Genomic DNA, 17,409 nt, shown 5'->3' with positions numbered 1-17,409 from the left:
CGATCCACAAAACACATTCGAGAGGGACCGCCGGCGGGCGAGAGCAGGACCGGACGAGCCCCCCGGGACCGGCGTCCTGCGCCCCTCCCGAGACGGATAAGATTGTCCGAATGCCGTAAAGGAAGGCTGAACGCAGGCCTGTCCCGGCGGGGGAACCGGGCCGGGGCCGGGGCCGCGAGCCCGGACGGAGGCTCAGCCTGAGAATCGTCCGCCAAGCCTTTGCGGGATCGGTAAAAAATCCTGGTCCGATCGATCGCGGCCGCGGGCCGTCACGCACCGCACAAGGCTGATCCGAAACATCGGAAAGCCCCGGCAAGCTCTTGCTGGGGCTCTTCTTTCGTGCTCAGCGCCCGTCCGGCTCGTTGAGCTGGTCGATGGAGCGGGCGCCGCGCTGCTTGAACAGCAGATCCAGGGCCTCGAGCATCAGGCCGTGCATCTTGGCCCGCTCCGCATGGGCGATGTCGCGCAGCTGATCGTAGACCGGCGGCTCCAGGTAGACCGACATCTGACGGGCGCGCTGCTTCAGGGTGGCGGTGGGGCGCCGCAGCGGGGGCGCGCCGGTGTCGAGCTGGACGATTTCGGCGGTCTGCTGGGGGCCCTGGTGGGACTTGCCCGGCGGGGTCGAGGCGGCAACGATGGAGGCGAGACTCAGCTTAGGCGGCTTTGGCATGCTTGCTCACCTGCATGCGCTTCTCGATCCAGCTCCAGAGCTTGCGCACCTCGGAGGCGGCCTGGCCCTTCGGATTGAACTCGGTGACGCCCTGGCCGACGCCGATGGCGTCCTGGTGATCGGTGCGGGCGACGATGTTCACGTCCGGCAGGATGCCGAGCACGGCGAGGCCGTCGGCGGCATCGCGGATGCGGTAGGAGCGGGGCGGGGTCTGGTTCAGCACGAAGGCGAACTTCTTCTCCAGCCGGTAGATCGCCGCGAGCGTCGGCTTGAAGGCGCGCAGGTCCGCCGGGGTCGGGCGGCACGGGATGACGCAGAGATCGGCCGCGCGGATCGCCGAGAGGGTGCCGGCGGAATCGACGCCGGGGGTGTCGATGAAGACGTAGTCGTAGGCGGAGTCGCGCAGCTGGGCCATCACGCCCTCGATCTGCGTCGCGTCGATCTGCGCCACTTCCGGGCCCTCGGCGGTGCGATGGTCGAGCCAGTCGCTGATCGTGGCCTGGCGGTCCATCTCGAGGATGCAGACCGAGAGGCCGCGCTCCTGGGCGGCGACCGCCAGGGAGATGCAGAGCGTGCTCTTGCCGCTGCCCCCCTTCTGGGTGACGAACGTGATGGCTTTCATCCTGGCATCCCTTCGCGAGCGTCGACGAGTTCGGGTGACGGTTGGGGGCGGACGGATCCGGCAGTCTGGATCGCCGGTGGACGGGGCGGTGGCCTTCCGTCCTGTGACCCAAGGATGCTGCGATCCCGGATGTCGCCGATCATGGTTAACCAACGGTTAAGCCCGGCGCGGCGGCGGAGATGTGGACAGGCAATTTCAGGTTGCCGGTCTCGCGTGGAATTCGGCCTGGGACCCTTTTCGCAGCGAATCTTCCGCTCTAGGGTGCTGCACGCCCAGCGCTCTGTGCGGCCGATCAGGCAACCTCAGGTCGTCTGCGCGGATCCGCTCCTGCCGGTGAGGAGACCCATGATGCGATCCCCGCCGCCGGAGTCGGAGGCCGACATTCCCGGGGGCCTGCGGGCGGCCCTCGCCGCCTCGGGCGTGGTCGGCGCCTGGGTGCACGACATCTGGGCGGACCGCCTCGTCGTCTCGGCCCCGGTGGCCCGGGCCGTCGGGTGGCCGCCGGAGGCGGGCGCGCGGGGCGTGCCGCTGGCGCGCTTCCTCGCCCGCATCCACGACGCGGACCGGGCGCGGGTCGACAACGCCCTCCACGCGGCGATCGCCCGGGGCGGCGCCTTCGCGGTGGCCTTCCGCACCCGCGGCCCGCGCCGGCTGGACCTGCGCCGGCTGGACCTGCGCGGACGCATCGAGGCCGACGCCGCGGGGACCCCGGCGCGGGCGCGCGGCATCGTCCTCGACCTGGCCGAGGACCGCGCGGACGGCCCCCGAGACCAGCATGCGGTGAACCGGATGGCCGAACACGCCATCGCCCTGCGCGGCCTCGCCGACGATCTCGCCCGGCCCGGCCTGTCGCGGCTCCTCGATCGCCTGATGGTGGAGATCGGCCTCGAGCTCGCCCGCCACCTCCGGGACAGTCCGGACGGCCAGCGGCACTGACACGAAGAGCCCGGATGAGACGAAGGGCCCGGATCAGCGGGGCAGGGCCGTGGCCTCCCGCGTCGGGTGGCCCCGGTGGCTCGCGAGCTCCCGCAGGATCGGCCCGGCTCCGGGCCGTGCCAGGGCCTCGGCGTAGGCCGCGATCAGGCCGGCGCAGTCCCGGGCGATGCGCGTCGTGCGCGCGGGCTCGGCAGCGGGCGCGGCCATCGCCGCGCCCGCCCCCTGCCCGGCCGCCCGGGCGAGCACGGTCGCGGCCGCATCGTCGTCCAGGATGTCCTGCGCCGCCAGGAGGTTGCCCGCTCCGCCGATGCTGAGGCAGACCTGCGGGTCGGCCCGGCGCATCGCCCGCAGGAGAACGCGGCCGGTGGCGACCCAGGTGGCGTCGTCGGCGCCGCGCAGGATACGGGCGATGGCGCGCGCGGCCCCCGCCCGCAGGCGGTCCAGGGCCGCGCCCTCGGGCAGGCCGGCCCGGTAGCCGTCGAGATAGGCGGCCGCCAGCGCGTCGAGGACGTCGCCCCGCCCCGCGAGGGCGCCCCGCCCCGCGAGGGCGCCGAGGAGCGGCAGCGCGCCCAGGATCGCCGCCCGGGCGCCGGCGGAACTCGGATCGTCGTCGAGGGTGGAATCGGGGAAGCGGTCGGTGTCGACCAGCGCGGTGGCGACCCGCGCCCGGATCAGGCGGGCGGGCTCGGGGATCCACAGGCTGTCGGAGGCCACGGCGAGGGCCTCGGCGGCGAAGGCCGGGTCGACGCCGGCGGCCAGGTAGGCCGCCCGCTCGGCCGAGGCGTCGGCCTGCACCACCTGGCCGAACAGGCCGGGATCGTAGGGGGCATGGAAGCCGAGGCGGCCGTCCGTCACGAGGTAGCGCTCGGCCCCGCGCACGAAGGCCAGGGTGCAGGCGGAGACGCAATAGTCCGGCACGTAGGTGGCAAGGCCCCGGGCGGCGATGAGGTCGCCGATCGCCGTCGCCTCCTCCACGAGGCCGCCCTCGCTGGTGAGATGGATGCGCGTCACCTCCGGATGGATCGCCAGCAGGGCTGCGAGGCGCGCGGCCGTCCCGGCCCCGATCGCCCCGGCGAACCGGATGTCGCGCCCCTCCGGCCCGAGGGCGATGCGCGCCGGGGGCCCGGGCTCCTGCGTGTGGAAGCGGTCCTCCAGGTGCAGGGACAGGGCGGCGTAGGCCGCGCCGAGGGCGGGAAGCGCCCCGGCGGCCGCCAGGACGGCGCAGGCGACCCCGGCGACCAGCACCGCACAGAGCGTCCGCGCGCGCCCCTGCCCTCCGAACCCGTCCGCCCGAACCCCGTGCGCCGCCATCCGCAAGCCCTCCCGATCCTGGCCCGCGACAGTCGTCGTCGCGGCCGGATCGGACGATTATTGGCCCGGCGAAGTCTCGTGCAAACACCCGGCCAAGTCTCAGACAGTCACGGGTCGCGCCAGCTTTGGAGGAAAGGGATTTTTGTTGATGTGTCCCTGCGGCGACGCGGGAGAATCCCCTGTCGGTCGGGCAGGAGGCCGGAGGATCCTTCCGGCGGATGGGCGACCATGTCGCAGGCGGTCTCAGTCCGCGCTGGCCGGCTCGGGCGGGCGCAGGAGATAGGTGTCCATGATCCAGCCGTGCCGGGCGCGGGCGGCCGCGCGGACGGCGCCGATCTCGTCGGCCACGTCGCCGAGGCGGCCCGAGACCAGGATCTCGTCGGCGGTCCCGAGGAAGGCGCCCCAGTAGATGGTCAGGTCCGGGTCGAGATGGTCGAAGCGGGGCCGGCCGTCGAGCATCACCACGGTGGCGTCGCTGCCCGCGGGCAGGCCGCCGGCGATCTGCCGGCCGGTGGTGATGGTGATCGGGCCGCCGATGCGGTTGAGGGGGATGCGGTGGCCGGCCGCGAGCGCCTGGACGCTGGTGATGCCCGGGATCACCCGGACCGCGAGGTCCAGGGTTCGGCGCGCCCGGATGCGGTCGAGGATGCGGAGCGTGCTGTCGTAGAGGGAGGGATCGCCCCAGACCAGGATGGCGCCGCAGCCCTCCGGGCCGAGTTCCGTCGCGATCATCGCCTCGTAGAGCGCCGCGCGCGCGGCGTGCCAGGCCTCGACGGTGGCTCCGTAATCGGACGGATTGCGGTCGCGCTCGGGATCCTGGGCCTCGACGAAGCGGTAGGGCCTGTCCGTGAGATACCGGCTGCAGATCTCCCGGCGCAGGTCGACGAGGTCGGCCTTCGCGCGGCCCTTGTCGAGGGCGAAGACCACGTCGGCGGTGTTGAGGGCGCGGATCGCCTGGATCGTCATGTGCTCGGGGTTGCCGGTGCCGATCCCGATCACCAGGAGAGTTCTCATCGCGCGCCGTCCTCCGCTGCCGCCTGCAGGCGGTGCCGCCCGAAGGCGGAGCCTCCGGGTCGCCCGCTTAGAGCATGCGGCGGGGCAGGGGAACCGGTGCCGCGAGAAACCCCGTGCGTTCCCAGCCTCTTAGGTCGAGCCGGGGTGCCCGCGGGCACGCCCTGCGCGAAAACCGGCCTGTCGTCGCCCGGCGCGGTGTGCTATGTCTGTCGTTGATATGATGCGCGTCCGGCACATGGCACTCTGGCTCGCGGCGGTGATCGTGCTGATCGCCGTCGGCCTCATGCCGTCCGGCGCCGAAGCCCATGCGGGCCATCCGCACGCCGCGGGTGTGACCGCGACCGCCCCCTCCCCCGCCGTCTCGGCGGAAACCCGGCTCGGCGGCGAAGACCGGATCCTCCTGCCGCGGGCCGCGATCCGGACCCGCGTGGTGCTGGCCGCCGCCCCGATCAAGGCGCTGAGCACCGGCGCCTGCGACGGCCTCTGCGGCCATGCCGGCTGCCGCAGCTCGAACGCCTGCTGCACCGGGGCCGGGCTCGCCCCGGACAGCGACGCCGGGGCCGGCCCGCGCGGGCCCGGCGACCGCGCCCTGGCACGCGCCCTCCCCGCCCGGACGGACATCGTCCCGGAAACCCTCCCCGAACCGCCTCGATTCGACGCCTGACGCTGCCGCGCGTCCCATGAGGCCCGCGAGACTCCCGATGGAGGCTCGCGGCCGGGACGCCGTTCCGTGCTCCTCGGCGAAAGACTCCCGGTCCATGTTCCGTTGCCTCGCGGCCGCCCTGCGCGCGCTCGCCCTCCTCGTCGCCCTCGCGCTCCCCGCCCTGCCCGTCCTGTCCGGGGCCGCCCTCGCCCATGAGGGCCACGATCATGGTGCGGACGCGCCGCCGGCTCCGGCCGCGACGGCCCCGCGGGCGGAGGCCGTCTCCGAGCGCTTCGAGCTCGTCGCCGTGGTGCAGGGCACCGATCTCGTGCTCTACCTCGACGCCTTCGCCACCAACGCCCCCGTCCCGGAGGCGGGCGTCGCCGTGATGACGCCCGAGGGCCGGCGCAAGGCCGCCGAGACCGCGCCCGGCACCTACCGCCTCGCGGCGCCCTGGCTCGCGGCCGGGACCGACCACGACCTCGTCGTCGGCGTCTCGGCCGAGGGCCGCACCGACCTCCTCGACCTCGATCTCCATCTGCCCACCCCGATCGCGGCCCCGACCGCCGGACCTTCGGCCTCGGGCGCCGCCGCCTCGGCCACGGCCCTGGCCGATCGCCTCGCGCGGCAGAGCCCGGCGGCGCTGGCGGCCGGCGGCTTCCTGATGGGGCTCGGGGCGTTCGCCCTGGCGCTCCGGCGCCGCGCGGGCCAGTCTCTGGCCGTGATCCTGGCCGTCCTCCTCGCCGTCGGGGCGACGCTGGTGCTCGCCCTGTTCCTCGGCGGCGCGGCGCAGGCGCACGAGGGCCACGGCCCCGACCAGACGCAGCCGCCCGTCACCCCGGCGGCGCTCACCGGCGGCACCCTGATGGAGCGGGCGCGCCGCCTGCCCGACGGCTCGGTCTTCGTGCCGAAGTCGCTGCAGCGGCTGCTGGCCCTGCGCACCGGCCTGACGGCGCAAGCCTCCGTCACCCGGAGCGTCGCGTTGCCGGGCCGGATCATCCCCGACCCGAATGCCAGCGGCGTGGTGCAATCCTCCGTCGGCGGCCGGCTGGCGCCGCCGGAGCGGGGCTTTCCCCGCCTCGGCACCCGGGTGACGCGCGGCGAGGTGCTCGCCACCGTGACGCCGCCGGTCCAGGCGGTGGACGTCTCCGACATGCGCCAGCGCCAGGGCGAGCTCGACCAGCAGATCGCCATCCTGGAGCGCCGGGTCGGGCGCTTCGAGCGGCTCTCCACCACCGGCGCGGTGGCGCAGACCCAGCTCGACGACGCCCGCTCGGAACTCGGCGGCCTGCGGGACCGCCGCGCCGCCCTCGACGCCATCCGGCGCGAGCCCGAATCCCTCGTCGCCCCCGTCGACGGCGTCATCGCCGAGGCGAACGCGGTGGCGGGCGCCATGGCGGCCCCCGGCACCGTGGTCTACCGCATCGTCGATCCGGGCAAGCTCTGGGTCGAGGCCCTGAGCTTCGAGGCGCTGGCCGAGGGCAGCCGGGCCACCGCGCGCCTGGGCGACGGCGGCACCCTGCAGCTCGCCTATCGCGGCACGGGGCTCGCGGACCGCAACCAGGCGGTGCCGGTCCAGTTCGCGGTGGAGGGCGAGGCGAAGGGCCTGCGCCTGGGCCAGTTCGTCACCGTGCTGGCCCCCGTCGGCCCGGCCCGCCCCGGCCTGCCGGTGGCGCGCTCCGGCGTCGTGCGGGCGGAGGGCGGCAGCCTCGTCTACGAGCACGTCAGCGCCGAGCGCTTCCTCGGCCGCCCGGTGCGGGTGGCGCCGCTGGATGCCGACCGGATGCTGGTGGAGGACGGGATCGCGGCCGGGCGCCGCGTCGTCGTCCAGGGCGCCGAGCTCCTCGACCAGATCCGCTGAGGAGAGGCCCGATGTTCGAGACCATCGTCGCGCAGTCCCTGCGCAACCGCCTGCTCGTGCTGGCGCTGGCCGCCGCCCTGGTGCTGACCGGGCTCCTCGCCCTGACCCGCCTGCCCGTCGACGTGCTGCCGGACCTCAACCGGCCCACCGTCACGGTGATGACGGAGGCGGAAGGGCTCGCGCCCCCGGAGGTCGAGCAGCGCGTCAGCTACCCGATCGAGACCCGGATGAACGGCCTGCCCGGCGTCACCCGGGTGCGCTCGGTCTCGGGCATCGGCCTGTCCATCGTCACCGTCGAGTTCGCCTGGGACGCCGACCTCTACCGGGCGCGCCAGTTCGTGGCCGAGCGCCTGGCGCTGGCCCGCTCGGAGCTCCCCGCCGACGTGATGCCCCAGATGGGGCCGGTCTCGTCGATCATGGGCGGCATCCTGCTGGTGGCGGTGACCTCCGAGACCGCGAGCCCGATGCAACTGCGCGAGACCGCCGACTTCACCATCCGGCCGCGCCTCCTGTCCATTCCGGGCGTGGCGCAGGTCATCCCGATCGGCGGCGCGGTGCGCCAGTTCCGGGTGGCGCCGAACCCCGCCGCCATGCGGGCCCTGGGCGTCACCCATGCCAGCCTGACCCAGGCCCTGGAGGGCTTCGGCACCAATGCGGGCGGCGGCTTCACCGATGCGGGGGCCCGCGAGGTGCTGATCCGCGCCATCGGCCGGACCATCGACCTCGACGACCTGCGCAACCTCGTGGTGGGCACGCCCGCGGGTCCGGTCTACCTGCGGCAGGTGGCGGAGGTGGATTTCGCCCCCCGGCCCCGGCGCGGCGATGGCGGTTACCTGGGCAAGCCCGCCGTCATCGTCTCGGTGGAGAAGCAGCCGGGCGTCGATACGGTGCGGCTGACGAAGACCGTGGAAGAGGCGCTGGCCCAGCTCGGCCCCAGCCTGCCGCCCGGGATCCAGGCCGACAAGGTGCTGTTCCGGCAGGCGGATTTCATCGAGACCTCCCTGCACAACGTGGTTCAGGTGCTGCTCGAGGCCGTCGCCGTGGTGGCTTTGGTGCTGTTCGCCTTCCTGATGAACGCGCGCACCACCCTCATCTCGCTCACGGCGATCCCGGTCTCGATCCTCGCCACGGCGGCGATCTTCTCCGCGCTCGGGCTGTCCATCAACACGATGACGCTGGGCGGCCTCGCCATCGCCATCGGCGAGCTCGTCGACGACGCGGTGGTGGATGTCGAGAACATCCTGCGGCGCCTGCGCGAGAACCGTCACGAGGGCGCGCCCCGCACGGCCTTCGCGGTGATCGTGGCGGCCTCCAACGAGGTCCGCTCCGGCATCGTCTACGCGACCGTGATCATCTGCCTCGTCTTCGTGCCGCTCTTCGCCCTGTCGGGCATCGAGGGCCGGCTCTTCGCCCCCCTGGGGCAGGCCTACATCATCGCGATCCTGTCGAGCCTGCTCGTCTCGCTCACCCTGACACCCGCCCTCGCCTCCTGGCTGCTCCCCGGCCTGAAGACCCTGGAGGCGCCGGAGGGCCGGCTGATCCGCGGTCTCAAGGCCGGCAACGGCCGCCTCGTCGCGTTCGCCTTCGGTCACCCGCGCGCCGTGATGGCGGCGGCCGTGCTCGGCGTCGGTGCGGCGGCCTTCGCCGCCACCACGCTGCCGCGGGCCTTCCTGCCGGCCTTCAACGAGGGCTCGTTCACCGTCAACCTCGCCTTCACGCCGGGCATCTCCCTCGCCGAATCGAGCCGGATCGGCGCCATCGCCGAAGGTCTGGTCCTCGACATCCCGGAGGTGGACCGGGTCGGGCGCCGCACCGGCCGGGCCGAGCTCGACGAGCATGCCGAGGGCGTCCACTCCACGGACCTGGAGATCGCGATGAAGCCCGGCGGGCGGCCGCGCGCGGCCATCGTGGCGGATCTGCGGGCGCGCCTGGGCGTGCTGCCGGTCTCGCTCAATGTCGGCCAGCCGATCTCGCACCGCCTCGACCACATGCTCTCGGGCGTCCGGGCCGAGATCGCCCTCAAGCTGTTCGGCGAGGACCTCGACGGCCTGCGCCGCACGGCCGAAGCCCTCACGACCGCGTTCGAGACGATCCCCGGCATCGCCGACCTGTCCATCGAGAAGCAGGTCCGGATCCCGCAGCTCGAGGTCCGGGTCGATTCCGGACGCGCCGCCCTCTACGGCATCGCCCCCGGCGCCGTGGTCGAGGCGGTGAGCCGGCTGGCCAACGGTCGGGTGGTCTCGACCCTGGTGGACGGCCTGCGCCGCTACGACGTCACCCTGCGCCTGCCGGAATCCGGCCGCTCGGTGGCGGCACTCCGCGAACTCCTCATCGAGACGCCCACCGGCTGGGTGCCGGCCCATGCGCTGGCCGATATCACCGAGCGCGACGGCCCCAACCAGATTCTTCGCGAGAACGGCCGGCGCAGGCTGGTCGTGCAGGCCAACACCCAGGCGGGCGCGGACGGCGCGGCGGTGGCCGCCGCCATGGCCGACACGCTGGCGCGCACGACGCTCCCCCAGGGCATCACCGCGAGCCTGGAGGGCGCGTTCCAGGCGCAGGGGGAGGCGACCCGCACCATCGGGCTCCTCAGCCTCGTCTCGCTGGCCCTGGTCTTCGCCCTGCTGGCGAGCCGCTACCGCTCCGGCGTGCTCGCCCTCATCGTCATGGGCAACGTGCCGCTCGCCCTCATCGGCAGCGTCGCGGCGCTCTTCCTCGCCGGGCTGCCCCTCTCGGTGGCCTCGATGATCGGCTTCGTGACGCTCACCGGCATCGTCGCCCGCAACGGCATCCTGAAGATCAGCCACATCCTCAACCTCGGCATCGCCGAGGGCCTGCCCTTCGGGCCGGCCCTGGTGCTGCGGGCCAGCAACGAGCGGCTGGTGCCCGTCCTGATGACAGCGCTGGCCGCCGGCATCGCCCTGGTGCCCCTCCTCGTCGACGGCACGGCGCCCGGCAAGGAGATCCTCCACCCCGTCGCGGTCACGATCTTCGGCGGCCTCTTCAGCGCCACCCTCCTCGACGCGGTGCTCACCCCCGTCCTCGTCCTGCGCTTCGGCCGGGGCGCCTTCGCCCGCCTCCAGGCGGCGCAAGGCCCTGCCTCGGCGCCGGCCGCGGGCGCCCCCGCCCCGGCCCTGTTCTGATCTCCCGGAGACCGACCCCCATGAAGACCGCCGCCGCCGTCCTCGCCACCCTCGCCCTCTTCGCCCTGACGGGCGCCGCCCCGGCCCATGAGGATCACCCCGCGGGGGATGGCCACGACCACGGCCACGCCACGCCGGGCCACCCGCACGCGGAAAAACCCGCCGGCGCGGCGAAGGCCGGCGCATCCCCCTCCACCAGGGCGTTCCAGGAGGCCGCCATGCGCATGCACGGCGACATGGAGATCCGCTATTCCGGCGATGTCGACCGCGATTTCGCCGCCGGCATGATCCCGCACCATGCCGGCGCCATCGCCATGGCCCGGGTCGCCCTGCAATACTCGAAGGACCCGGAGGTCCGGGCGCTCGCCGAGCGCATCGTCACGGCGCAGGACACCGAGATCGCGCAGATGCGGGCCATCCTGGCGCGCAAGGAGGCGGAGGCGAAGGCCGCCGCGCGCTGAAGCCCCCCCTGGTCGGGCACCGCGCCGGTTCTATCTGGAGCCTTTCCAGACAAGCCGGCCGGAGGTGTCCCCCGCATGAGCTTTCCCATCACGCTGACCGTGAACGGCGTGCGCCGCAGCGTCGTCCTGGAGGATGCGCGCGTCACCCTCCTCGACCTGTTGCGCGAGCGCCTCGACCTCACCGGGGCCAAGAAGGGCTGCGACCGGGGCCAGTGCGGGGCCTGCACCATCCTCCTCGACGGCGTCCGGGTGAATGCGTGCCTGGCGCTCGCCGTCAGCCACGACGGGGCCTCGATCACCACCATCGAGGGCCTCGCCGCGGGCGACGCCCTGCACCCGGTCCAGGCCGCCTTCCTGGAGCATGACGGCTTCCAGTGCGGCTTCTGCACCCCGGGCCAGATCCTCGGCGCGGTCGGGCTGATCCAGGAGGGCCAGACCGGGGGCGACCCCGAGCGGGTGCGCGAGGGCATGAGCGGGAATCTCTGCCGCTGCGGCGCCTATGCGGGCATCACGCAAGCCGTGCTCACCGCCCATGCGGCGATGAGCGGGCCGGACGTCCTGCCCGGCCGCCAGCTCGCGGAGGATGCGGCGTGAAGGTCTTCGACTACATCCGCGCCACCAGCGTCGCCGAGGCGGTGGCGGCCGCCGCCCGGCCGGGGGCGGCCTATCTCGCCGCCGGCACCAACCTCGTCGACCTGATGAAGGGCGGGATCAGCCGGCCCGACACCCTCGTCGACGTCACCCGCCTGCCCGGCCTCGACCGCATCGAGCGCGGCGCCGACGGGTCGACCCGGATCGGCGCCCTGGTGCGCAACGCGGCCCTGGCGCACGACGCGACCATCGCCCGGCGCTACCCGGCCCTGGCGGAAGCCCTGCTCTCGGGCGCCTCGGGCCAGCTCCGCAACGCCGCCACCACCGCCGGGAACGTGCTGCAGCGGACCCGCTGCCAGTATTTCTACGACACCGCCAGCGCCTGCAACAAGCGCGACCCCGGCGCCGGCTGCGCGGCGCTGGGCGGCGTCACCCGGAGCCACGCGGTGCTCGGCTGGAGCGATCACTGCATCGCCACCCACCCGTCCGACTTCTGCGTGCCGCTCGCCGCCCTCGACGCCACCGTCGAGATCGCGGGGGCCGGCGGCACCCGCTCCGTGCCCCTGGAGGCGTTCCACCGCCTGCCCGGCGATCACCCGGAGCGCGAGACCGTTCTGGAAGCGGGCGACCTCGTCGTCGCCGTCACCCTGCCCCCCGAGGCGGAGGCCTTCGCCGGGCACAGCCGCTACCTCAAGGTCCGCGAGCGTACCTCCTACGCCTTCGCGGTGGTGTCGGCGGCGGTGGGTCTGGCGATGGACGGGGACCGGATCGGGCAGGCCCGCATCGCGCTCGGCAGCGTCGCCCTGAAGCCCTGGCGCGCCCGGGCGGCAGAGGATCTGCTGGCCGGCGCGGCGCCCACGCCCGAGACCTTCGCGAAGGCGGCCGAGGCGGCGCTGGCCGACGCCAGGCCCTCGGGCGACAACGCCTACAAGATCGAGCTCGCCCGCCGCATCGTGGTCCGCGCGCTCACCCTGGCGGCCGCCGGCACCCCGGACCGCGTCCCCGCGCTGCCGGCCAGTCCCTTCGCTCCCCATCCCCTCATCCCTTCGGCCGGAGCCCCCGCCCATGCCTGAGCGTCAGCGCCACGGCGCCTCCATCGGCCAGCCGCTCACCCGGCGCGACGGCCATGCCAAGATCACCGGGGCGGCCCGCTACAGCGCGGATTTCCGGCCCGAGGGCCTGGCCCACGCGGTGATGGCGGTGAGTGCGGTCGCCCGCGGCCGGGTCACCCATCTCGACGTCGCGGCGGCGGAGGCCCATCCCGGCGTCGTCGCGGTGATGACGCCGCAGAACGCCCCGGCGCTCGCCCAGTCGCCGGACCTGAAGGACAATCCCTTCGCCTTCCGCCTCGACCTCCTGCAGAATGACGGCGTGCGCTACGCCAACCAGCCGATCGCGGTGGTGATCGCCGAGACGCTGGAGGCCGCCACCGAGGGCGCGGCCCTGCTGGCGCCCCGCTACGATTCGGAGCCCGTCAGCGTCGCCCTCGGGGCCGGCGAGATCTTCCGCCCCGAGACCGTCGGGGCCGGCTCGGCCACCGACGAGGGCTCGGGCGACCTCGCCGCCGGCATGGCGGCGGCCGAGACCCGGATCGAGGCGACCTACGACACGGCCGCGCAGTACCACAACGCCCTGGAGCCCCATGCCAGCGTGGCCGCGTGGGACGGCGACCGCCTGACCCTCTACACGCCGACCCAGGCGCTCTGGATCGCCAAGGGCCGGCTCGCCGGCCTGTTCGGCATTCCGCCCGAGAACATCCACGTGGTCTGCCACTATCTCGGCGGCGGCTTCGGCTCGAAGGGCTTCATCGCCGCGCCGCAGATCCTCGGCATCATGGCGGCGAAGCTCGTGGGACGCCCCGTCAAGCTGGTGACCCGGCGCGAGCAGATGTTCGGCCCGGTCGGCCACCGCGCCGCCACGCGCCAGACCCTGAAGCTCGGCGCCTCCCGGGACGGCACCCTCACGGCCCTCGACCACCACACCCTGACCCTGACGAGCCGGCACGACGACTTCGTCGAGCCCTCCGGCATCCTCTCGCGCCACCTCTACGCGGCCGGCGCGATCGCCACGACGCACGCGGTCTCCCGGGCCGATATCGGCACCCCGATCTTCATGCGGGCCCCCGGCGAGGCCTCGGGCAGCGTCGCGGTGGAGAGTGCGCTGGACGAGCTGGCCCTCGAGCTCGACCTCGATCCCCTGGAGATCCGCCTGCGCAACTACGCGGAGGTCGAGCCGATCACCCATCGGCCCTTCTCCTCGAAGGCGCTGCGCGAATGCTACGCCCAAGGAGCCGCGCGCTTCGGCTGGGCCGCCCGCCCGCGCCAGCCGCGCCAGATGCGCGACGCCGACGGGCTCCTGGTCGGCTGGGGCCTCGGCACCGCCACCTACCCGGCCGGGATGATGCAGGGCGAGGCCCGCGCCACGATCCGGGCCGACGGCACGGGTCTCATCGAGACCGCCGCCCAGGACATGGGCCAGGGCGCCTGGACGGTGCTGGCGCAGATCGGCGCCGACGGGCTCGGCCTCCCGATTACCCAAGTCGAGCTGCGCATCGGCGATTCGAACCTGCCCAACGGCGGCCTGGCCGGCGGCTCCACCGGCACCGCCACCAGCGGCACGGCGGTGGACAACGCCGCGCAGGGCGCCATCGCCGCCCTGGCGGAGCTCGCCGTCAACGACCGCGCCTCGCCCCTCTACGGCGCCGGCAATGCCGGCGTCACCGCCGCCGACGGCCGCCTCGCCCGCCGGGACGACCCCGCCCGCTCCGAATCCTTCGGCGAGATCCTGGCCCGCGCCGGCAGGACCTCCGTCGAGGCCAAGGGACAGGGCGCGGGCGACCCCGCATCGCGAAAGACCTACGCGATGCACGCGCACGGGGCGGTCTACGCGGAGGTGAAGGTCGACCCCGACCTCGGCCAGATCCGGGTGACGCGCCTCGTGGGCGCCTTCGCGGCCGGGCGGATCATCAACCCGCACCTCGTGCGCAGCCAGTATTACGGCGGCATGATCTGGGGCGTGTCCCTGGCCCTGCACGAGCACGCGTTGCTCGACCCGCGCTCGGGTCGGGTGATGAACGGGAATCTCGCCGAGTACCACATCCCGGTGAACGCCGACGTGCCCGCCATGGAGGCGATCCTGGTGGAGGAGCACGACCCGCACGTGAACCCGCTGGGCATCAAGGGGGTGGGCGAGATCGGCATCACCGGCACCGCCGGCGCCATCGCCAACGCGGTCTGGCACGCCACCGGCGTGCGGGTGCGCGACATCCCGATCACCCTGGACAAGCTGCTGGGGTGAGGCGCAGGGCCGGCCGTCCCGGGCCCGCCGCCTATTCGCGGATCAGCGGGCCGGAATAGACCACCGGCCCGGTCGGCTGGCCGGTGGGCGAGCCACCCGCCGGCTCGACGGAGACCGCGAAGGTGCCGCCCGCCAGCGCGCCGGCCTCGGCCGGCAGGGCCAGCGCCTTGTCCAGCACCCTGGCGTCGGTGCCCACGAGGCCGAGGGTCTTCGGGGCCGCGCCGGCGCCGACGTACCAGAGTTCCAGACTGTGCCCCGCCGGGGCCTGCGCCCCCACCGGGCGCACCCGGGCGGTCCCGGCCCGGGTGTCGATGCTGACGAGGAGCGCCGGGGCCTCGCCGCCGCGGCTGACCACCGCCACGTAGCGCCCGTCGCCCTCGCCCGGCCCGGTGCCGGGGCGCGGCCCGCCGACGGCGATGAACAGGGCGAGCCCCGCCGCCAGGGCGGCCGCCGTGCCGGCGGTCAGGCGCCAGCGCCGCAGGGCGCCCTGCAGGGCGCCGATGCGGTCGTCGTTGGCGGCGGGTCCGAGATCGCCGCCCGGATGGACGTCGATCGGCGAGGCGGGACGCGGCCCGTCGGCGGCGAGCCGCCGGGCGATCGCCGGCCAGACCTCCGGCCCCGGCACGACCTCGGGTGCCCCGAGGGCGAGGGGCGCGAGGCGGCGTTCCCAGGCGTCGCGCGCCGCGCGGGCGGCGGGGTCCACGGCGAGCTCGAGATCCACCGCCGCCCGCTCGGGCAGCGGCAGGGTGCCGAGCACGTACTCGGCCAGGCGCAGGTCGCGCTCCTCCGGATCGGGGGTCATGGGGCACCGTCCAGGCAGCCGCGCAGGGTCGCGAGGCCGCGATGCAGCCAGGTCTTGATGGTGCTCACGGGGCGGTCGTAGCGCAGGGCGAGATCCTCCCGGGACTGGCCCTCGCAATAGGCCAGCACGATGCAGTCGCGGTGCAGCGCCTCGAGCCGGCCGAGGCAGGCCTGGAGGGCGTTGCGCCCGAGGATCGCGCCCTCGCTGTCGTGGGGGTCGGCCAGCCGCTCCACCCAATCCTCCCCGTCCTCGGTCACCGGCCCCTGCGTCTCGCTTCGCCGCCGCACCCCGTCGATCGCCCGGTTGCGGGCGATGGTGCAGAGCCAGGCCAGCGGCCGTCCGGCCGCCGGGCTGTAGGTGGCGGCCTTCTGCCAGATGCGCAGGAACACGTCCTGCAGCACGTCCTCGGCCAGGCCGCGATCGGACTGGATACGCAGGACCACGCCGAGAAGTTTCGGGGCCGTCCGATCATAGAGGGTCCGCAGGGCGGCCTCGTCGCGCCGGGCGATCCGGGCGATCAGATCGACGAGGACCGCATCGGTGCGCGCCGGATCGTCCGCCGAGGGACCATCGGGCTGGGAACCGCCACGCGGGGGGCCGTCACGCAGGGGACTTGCACGCAACGGCTGGGCTTCCTCTGTCTCCGGCGCGCGCGGGATCGGTCCGGCGACGGTGCTTCGGATGGCACCGTCTCAACCCAGGTTAACCGAGGCGGCGCCGGTGCGCCACTGCGCGCGCGTCAGCGGCACGCGTAGGGCAGGCGACTGCGCGCGCCTCAGCGGCGCTCGTAGAGCAGGCGGGCCCGGATGGTGCCGTCCAGCGCCCGGATCTCCTCCAGCAGGCTCTCGGCGTCGGCATCGGTGACGTCGGTCTCCACCACCACGTAACCGACCTCGCCGTCGGTCTGGTAGAACTGCGCCGCGATGTTCACCCCGCGCCGGGCGAAGGTGTCGTTGAGGCGCCCCAGCATGCCCGGGATGTTGCGCTGGACGTGGATCAGGCGGGTGCCGGTGGGACGGGCGGGCAGCTGCACCTGCGGGAAGTTCACGGTGCCGACGGTCGAGCCGATGTCGGAGTAATCGACGAGCTTGCGCGCCACCTCGGAGCCGATGCGCTCCTGCGCCTCCTCCGTCGAGCCGCCGATATGCGGCGTCAGGATCACGTTGGGCAGGCCCTGGAGCGGGCTGACGAAGCGCTCCTGGTTGGAGCCGGGCTCCACCGGGAACACGTCGACGGCGGCCCCCCGCAGGTGGCCGTCGCGCAGGGCGCGGGCCAGGGCGTCGAGGTCGACCACGGTGCCGCGGGCGTTGTTGATCAGGAAGGCGCCGGGCTTCATCGCCCGGATCTCGGCCTCGCCGATCATGTTGTGGGTCTCGGGCGTCTCCGGCACGTGCAGGGAGACCACGTCGCTCTGGGCCAGCAGGGTCTCCAGGCTGTCGGTGGGCTCGGTGTTGCCGTGGCGCAGCTTGTCGGTCTGGTCGTGGAACACCACCCGCATGCCCATGCCTTCCGCCAGCGTCGAGAGCTGCGAGCCGATATTGCCGTAGCCGACGATGCCCAGCGTCTTGCCCCGCACCTCCTGCGAGCCGGTGGCCGACTTGTCCCATTCGCCCGCATGGGCGCCCACCGAGCGCGGCACGATCCGGCGCAGCAGCATCACGATCTCGCCGATGACGAGCTCGGCCACCGAGCGGGTGTTCGAGTAGGGCGCGTTGAAGACCGGGATGCCCCGGTGGCGGGCGGCCTCGAGGTCGACCTGGTTGGTGCCCACCGAGAAGCAGCCCACCGCCAGGAGGCGCTCGCCGTGGGCCAGGGCCGCCGCGTCGAGCTGGGTGCGCGAGCGGATGCCGAGGATGTGCGTGCCCTTCAGGGCCTCGTGCAGGGCCTCCCGGTCCAGGGCCTTGGCCACCCGGACGACGTTGGTGTAGCCGGCGGCGGCGAACAGCTCGGCGGCGCTGTCGTTGATGCCTTCGAGCAGCAGGACGCGGATCTTGTCCTTCGGGAAGGAGAGTCGTTCGGCCATGGTCGTGTTCTTCTCGGATCTCGCGCCCGTGGCGG

General features: G+C 74.0%; 15 protein-coding genes. 8 read left to right on the top strand and 7 right to left on the bottom strand.

All coding sequences use genetic code 11. The features are described 5' to 3' along the window. Positions 1-343: 343 nt before the first annotated feature. Entirely contained in the window at positions 344-670 is a 327-nt protein-coding gene (locus ASG63_RS22530; protein ID WP_056222132.1) for a ribbon-helix-helix domain-containing protein, read from the bottom strand. Continuing rightward, a complete protein-coding gene (locus tag ASG63_RS22525; protein ID WP_056222129.1) occupies positions 654-1,292 on the bottom strand; it encodes a ParA family protein in 639 nt (212 codons plus the stop codon). Before ASG63_RS22525 ends, ASG63_RS22530 begins: the two co-directional genes overlap by 17 nt. Before the next feature lie 345 nt (positions 1,293-1,637). Between ASG63_RS22525 and ASG63_RS22520 the strand changes: the two genes are divergently transcribed. Continuing rightward, positions 1,638-2,228 (top strand): PAS domain-containing protein, encoded by a 591-nt coding sequence (locus ASG63_RS22520; protein WP_244479754.1) that lies wholly within the window; start codon positions 1,638-1,640, stop codon positions 2,226-2,228. 33 nt (positions 2,229-2,261) lie between these two features. Here the strand turns inward: ASG63_RS22520 and ASG63_RS22515 are convergent, their stop codons facing one another. Together ASG63_RS22515 and cobF are read right to left on the bottom strand one after the other, a co-directional pair. Continuing rightward, positions 2,262-3,539 (bottom strand): hypothetical protein, encoded by a 1,278-nt coding sequence (locus tag ASG63_RS22515; protein WP_056222126.1) that lies wholly within the window; start codon positions 3,537-3,539, stop codon positions 2,262-2,264. Between the two features lie 243 nt (positions 3,540-3,782). Then, positions 3,783-4,553: a precorrin-6A synthase (deacetylating) gene (cobF, locus tag ASG63_RS22510; RefSeq protein ID WP_056222122.1), complete on the bottom strand. Its 771-nt coding sequence runs from the start codon at positions 4,551-4,553 to the stop codon at positions 3,783-3,785. Between the two features lie 235 nt (positions 4,554-4,788). On the opposite strand from cobF, the gene ASG63_RS22505 reads away from it, so the two are divergent. The 7 genes from ASG63_RS22505 to ASG63_RS22475 all read left to right on the top strand — a co-directional run bounded on the left by ASG63_RS22505 (position 4,789) and on the right by ASG63_RS22475 (position 14,549). Next, positions 4,789-5,217 (top strand): hypothetical protein, encoded by a 429-nt coding sequence (locus ASG63_RS22505; protein ID WP_156394311.1) that lies wholly within the window; start codon positions 4,789-4,791, stop codon positions 5,215-5,217. A 94-nt stretch (positions 5,218-5,311) separates the two neighbouring features. After that, complete coding sequence (locus ASG63_RS22500) at positions 5,312-7,057, top strand: efflux RND transporter periplasmic adaptor subunit (protein WP_056222115.1); 1,746 nt, start codon at positions 5,312-5,314, stop codon at positions 7,055-7,057. Between the two features lie 11 nt (positions 7,058-7,068). Further along, positions 7,069-10,200: an efflux RND transporter permease subunit gene (locus ASG63_RS22495; RefSeq protein ID WP_056222112.1), complete on the top strand. Its 3,132-nt coding sequence runs from the start codon at positions 7,069-7,071 to the stop codon at positions 10,198-10,200. A 20-nt stretch (positions 10,201-10,220) separates the two neighbouring features. Beyond that, positions 10,221-10,661, top strand: a complete 441-nt coding sequence (gene copM, locus ASG63_RS22490; protein WP_056222108.1) for a CopM family metallochaperone — start codon at positions 10,221-10,223, stop codon at positions 10,659-10,661. A gap of 75 nt (positions 10,662-10,736) precedes the next feature. Next, positions 10,737-11,255: a (2Fe-2S)-binding protein gene (locus ASG63_RS22485; protein WP_056222106.1), complete on the top strand. Its 519-nt coding sequence runs from the start codon at positions 10,737-10,739 to the stop codon at positions 11,253-11,255. Further along, positions 11,252-12,325: an FAD binding domain-containing protein gene (locus tag ASG63_RS22480; RefSeq protein ID WP_056222104.1), complete on the top strand. Its 1,074-nt coding sequence runs from the start codon at positions 11,252-11,254 to the stop codon at positions 12,323-12,325. The genes ASG63_RS22485 and ASG63_RS22480 overlap by 4 nt, the downstream gene beginning before the upstream one ends. Continuing rightward, positions 12,318-14,549: a xanthine dehydrogenase family protein molybdopterin-binding subunit gene (locus tag ASG63_RS22475; RefSeq protein WP_056222101.1), complete on the top strand. Its 2,232-nt coding sequence runs from the start codon at positions 12,318-12,320 to the stop codon at positions 14,547-14,549. Before ASG63_RS22480 ends, ASG63_RS22475 begins: the two co-directional genes overlap by 8 nt. A 31-nt stretch (positions 14,550-14,580) precedes the next feature. Here the strand turns inward: ASG63_RS22475 and ASG63_RS22470 are convergent, their stop codons facing one another. From ASG63_RS22470 to serA, 3 genes are all read right to left on the bottom strand, one after another. Beyond that, positions 14,581-15,351 (bottom strand): anti-sigma factor, encoded by a 771-nt coding sequence (locus tag ASG63_RS22470; protein ID WP_056222098.1) that lies wholly within the window; start codon positions 15,349-15,351, stop codon positions 14,581-14,583. Next, positions 15,348-15,872, bottom strand: a complete 525-nt coding sequence (locus ASG63_RS22465) for a sigma-70 family RNA polymerase sigma factor (RefSeq protein ID WP_056222237.1) — start codon at positions 15,870-15,872, stop codon at positions 15,348-15,350. Before ASG63_RS22465 ends, ASG63_RS22470 begins: the two co-directional genes overlap by 4 nt. Positions 15,873-16,126: 254 nt before the next feature. Continuing rightward, positions 16,127-17,374: a phosphoglycerate dehydrogenase gene (gene serA / locus ASG63_RS22460; protein WP_056222096.1), complete on the bottom strand. Its 1,248-nt coding sequence runs from the start codon at positions 17,372-17,374 to the stop codon at positions 16,127-16,129. Between the last annotated feature and the right edge of the window lie 35 nt (positions 17,375-17,409).

The sequence above is a fragment of the Methylobacterium sp. Leaf94 genome, from assembly GCF_001426045.1.
Classification (GTDB): Bacteria; Pseudomonadota; Alphaproteobacteria; order Rhizobiales; family Beijerinckiaceae; genus Methylobacterium.
The sequence above is the reverse complement of the archived record's forward strand: the minus strand, read 5'-3'. Positions and strand labels throughout refer to the sequence as shown.

What these genes read in the sequence shown, in the direction of transcription:
- serA (WP_056222096.1), bottom strand. Translation starts at nt 17,374, where the DNA reads ATGGCCGAACGACTCTCCTTCCCGAAGGACAAGATCCGCGTCCTGCTG.
- ASG63_RS22495 (WP_056222112.1), top strand. Translation starts at nt 7,069, where the DNA reads ATGTTCGAGACCATCGTCGCGCAGTCCCTGCGCAACCGCCTGCTCGTG.
- ASG63_RS22505 (WP_156394311.1), top strand. Translation starts at nt 4,789, where the DNA reads ATGGCACTCTGGCTCGCGGCGGTGATCGTGCTGATCGCCGTCGGCCTC.
- ASG63_RS22500 (WP_056222115.1), top strand. Translation starts at nt 5,312, where the DNA reads ATGTTCCGTTGCCTCGCGGCCGCCCTGCGCGCGCTCGCCCTCCTCGTC.
- ASG63_RS22475 (WP_056222101.1), top strand. Translation starts at nt 12,318, where the DNA reads ATGCCTGAGCGTCAGCGCCACGGCGCCTCCATCGGCCAGCCGCTCACC.
- ASG63_RS22530 (WP_056222132.1), bottom strand. Translation starts at nt 670, where the DNA reads ATGCCAAAGCCGCCTAAGCTGAGTCTCGCCTCCATCGTTGCCGCCTCG.
- ASG63_RS22525 (WP_056222129.1), bottom strand. Translation starts at nt 1,292, where the DNA reads ATGAAAGCCATCACGTTCGTCACCCAGAAGGGGGGCAGCGGCAAGAGC.
- cobF (WP_056222122.1), bottom strand. Translation starts at nt 4,553, where the DNA reads ATGAGAACTCTCCTGGTGATCGGGATCGGCACCGGCAACCCCGAGCAC.
- ASG63_RS22520 (WP_244479754.1), top strand. Translation starts at nt 1,638, where the DNA reads ATGATGCGATCCCCGCCGCCGGAGTCGGAGGCCGACATTCCCGGGGGC.
- copM (WP_056222108.1), top strand. Translation starts at nt 10,221, where the DNA reads ATGAAGACCGCCGCCGCCGTCCTCGCCACCCTCGCCCTCTTCGCCCTG.
- ASG63_RS22470 (WP_056222098.1), bottom strand. Translation starts at nt 15,351, where the DNA reads ATGACCCCCGATCCGGAGGAGCGCGACCTGCGCCTGGCCGAGTACGTG.
- ASG63_RS22485 (WP_056222106.1), top strand. Translation starts at nt 10,737, where the DNA reads ATGAGCTTTCCCATCACGCTGACCGTGAACGGCGTGCGCCGCAGCGTC.
- ASG63_RS22515 (WP_056222126.1), bottom strand. Translation starts at nt 3,539, where the DNA reads ATGGCGGCGCACGGGGTTCGGGCGGACGGGTTCGGAGGGCAGGGGCGC.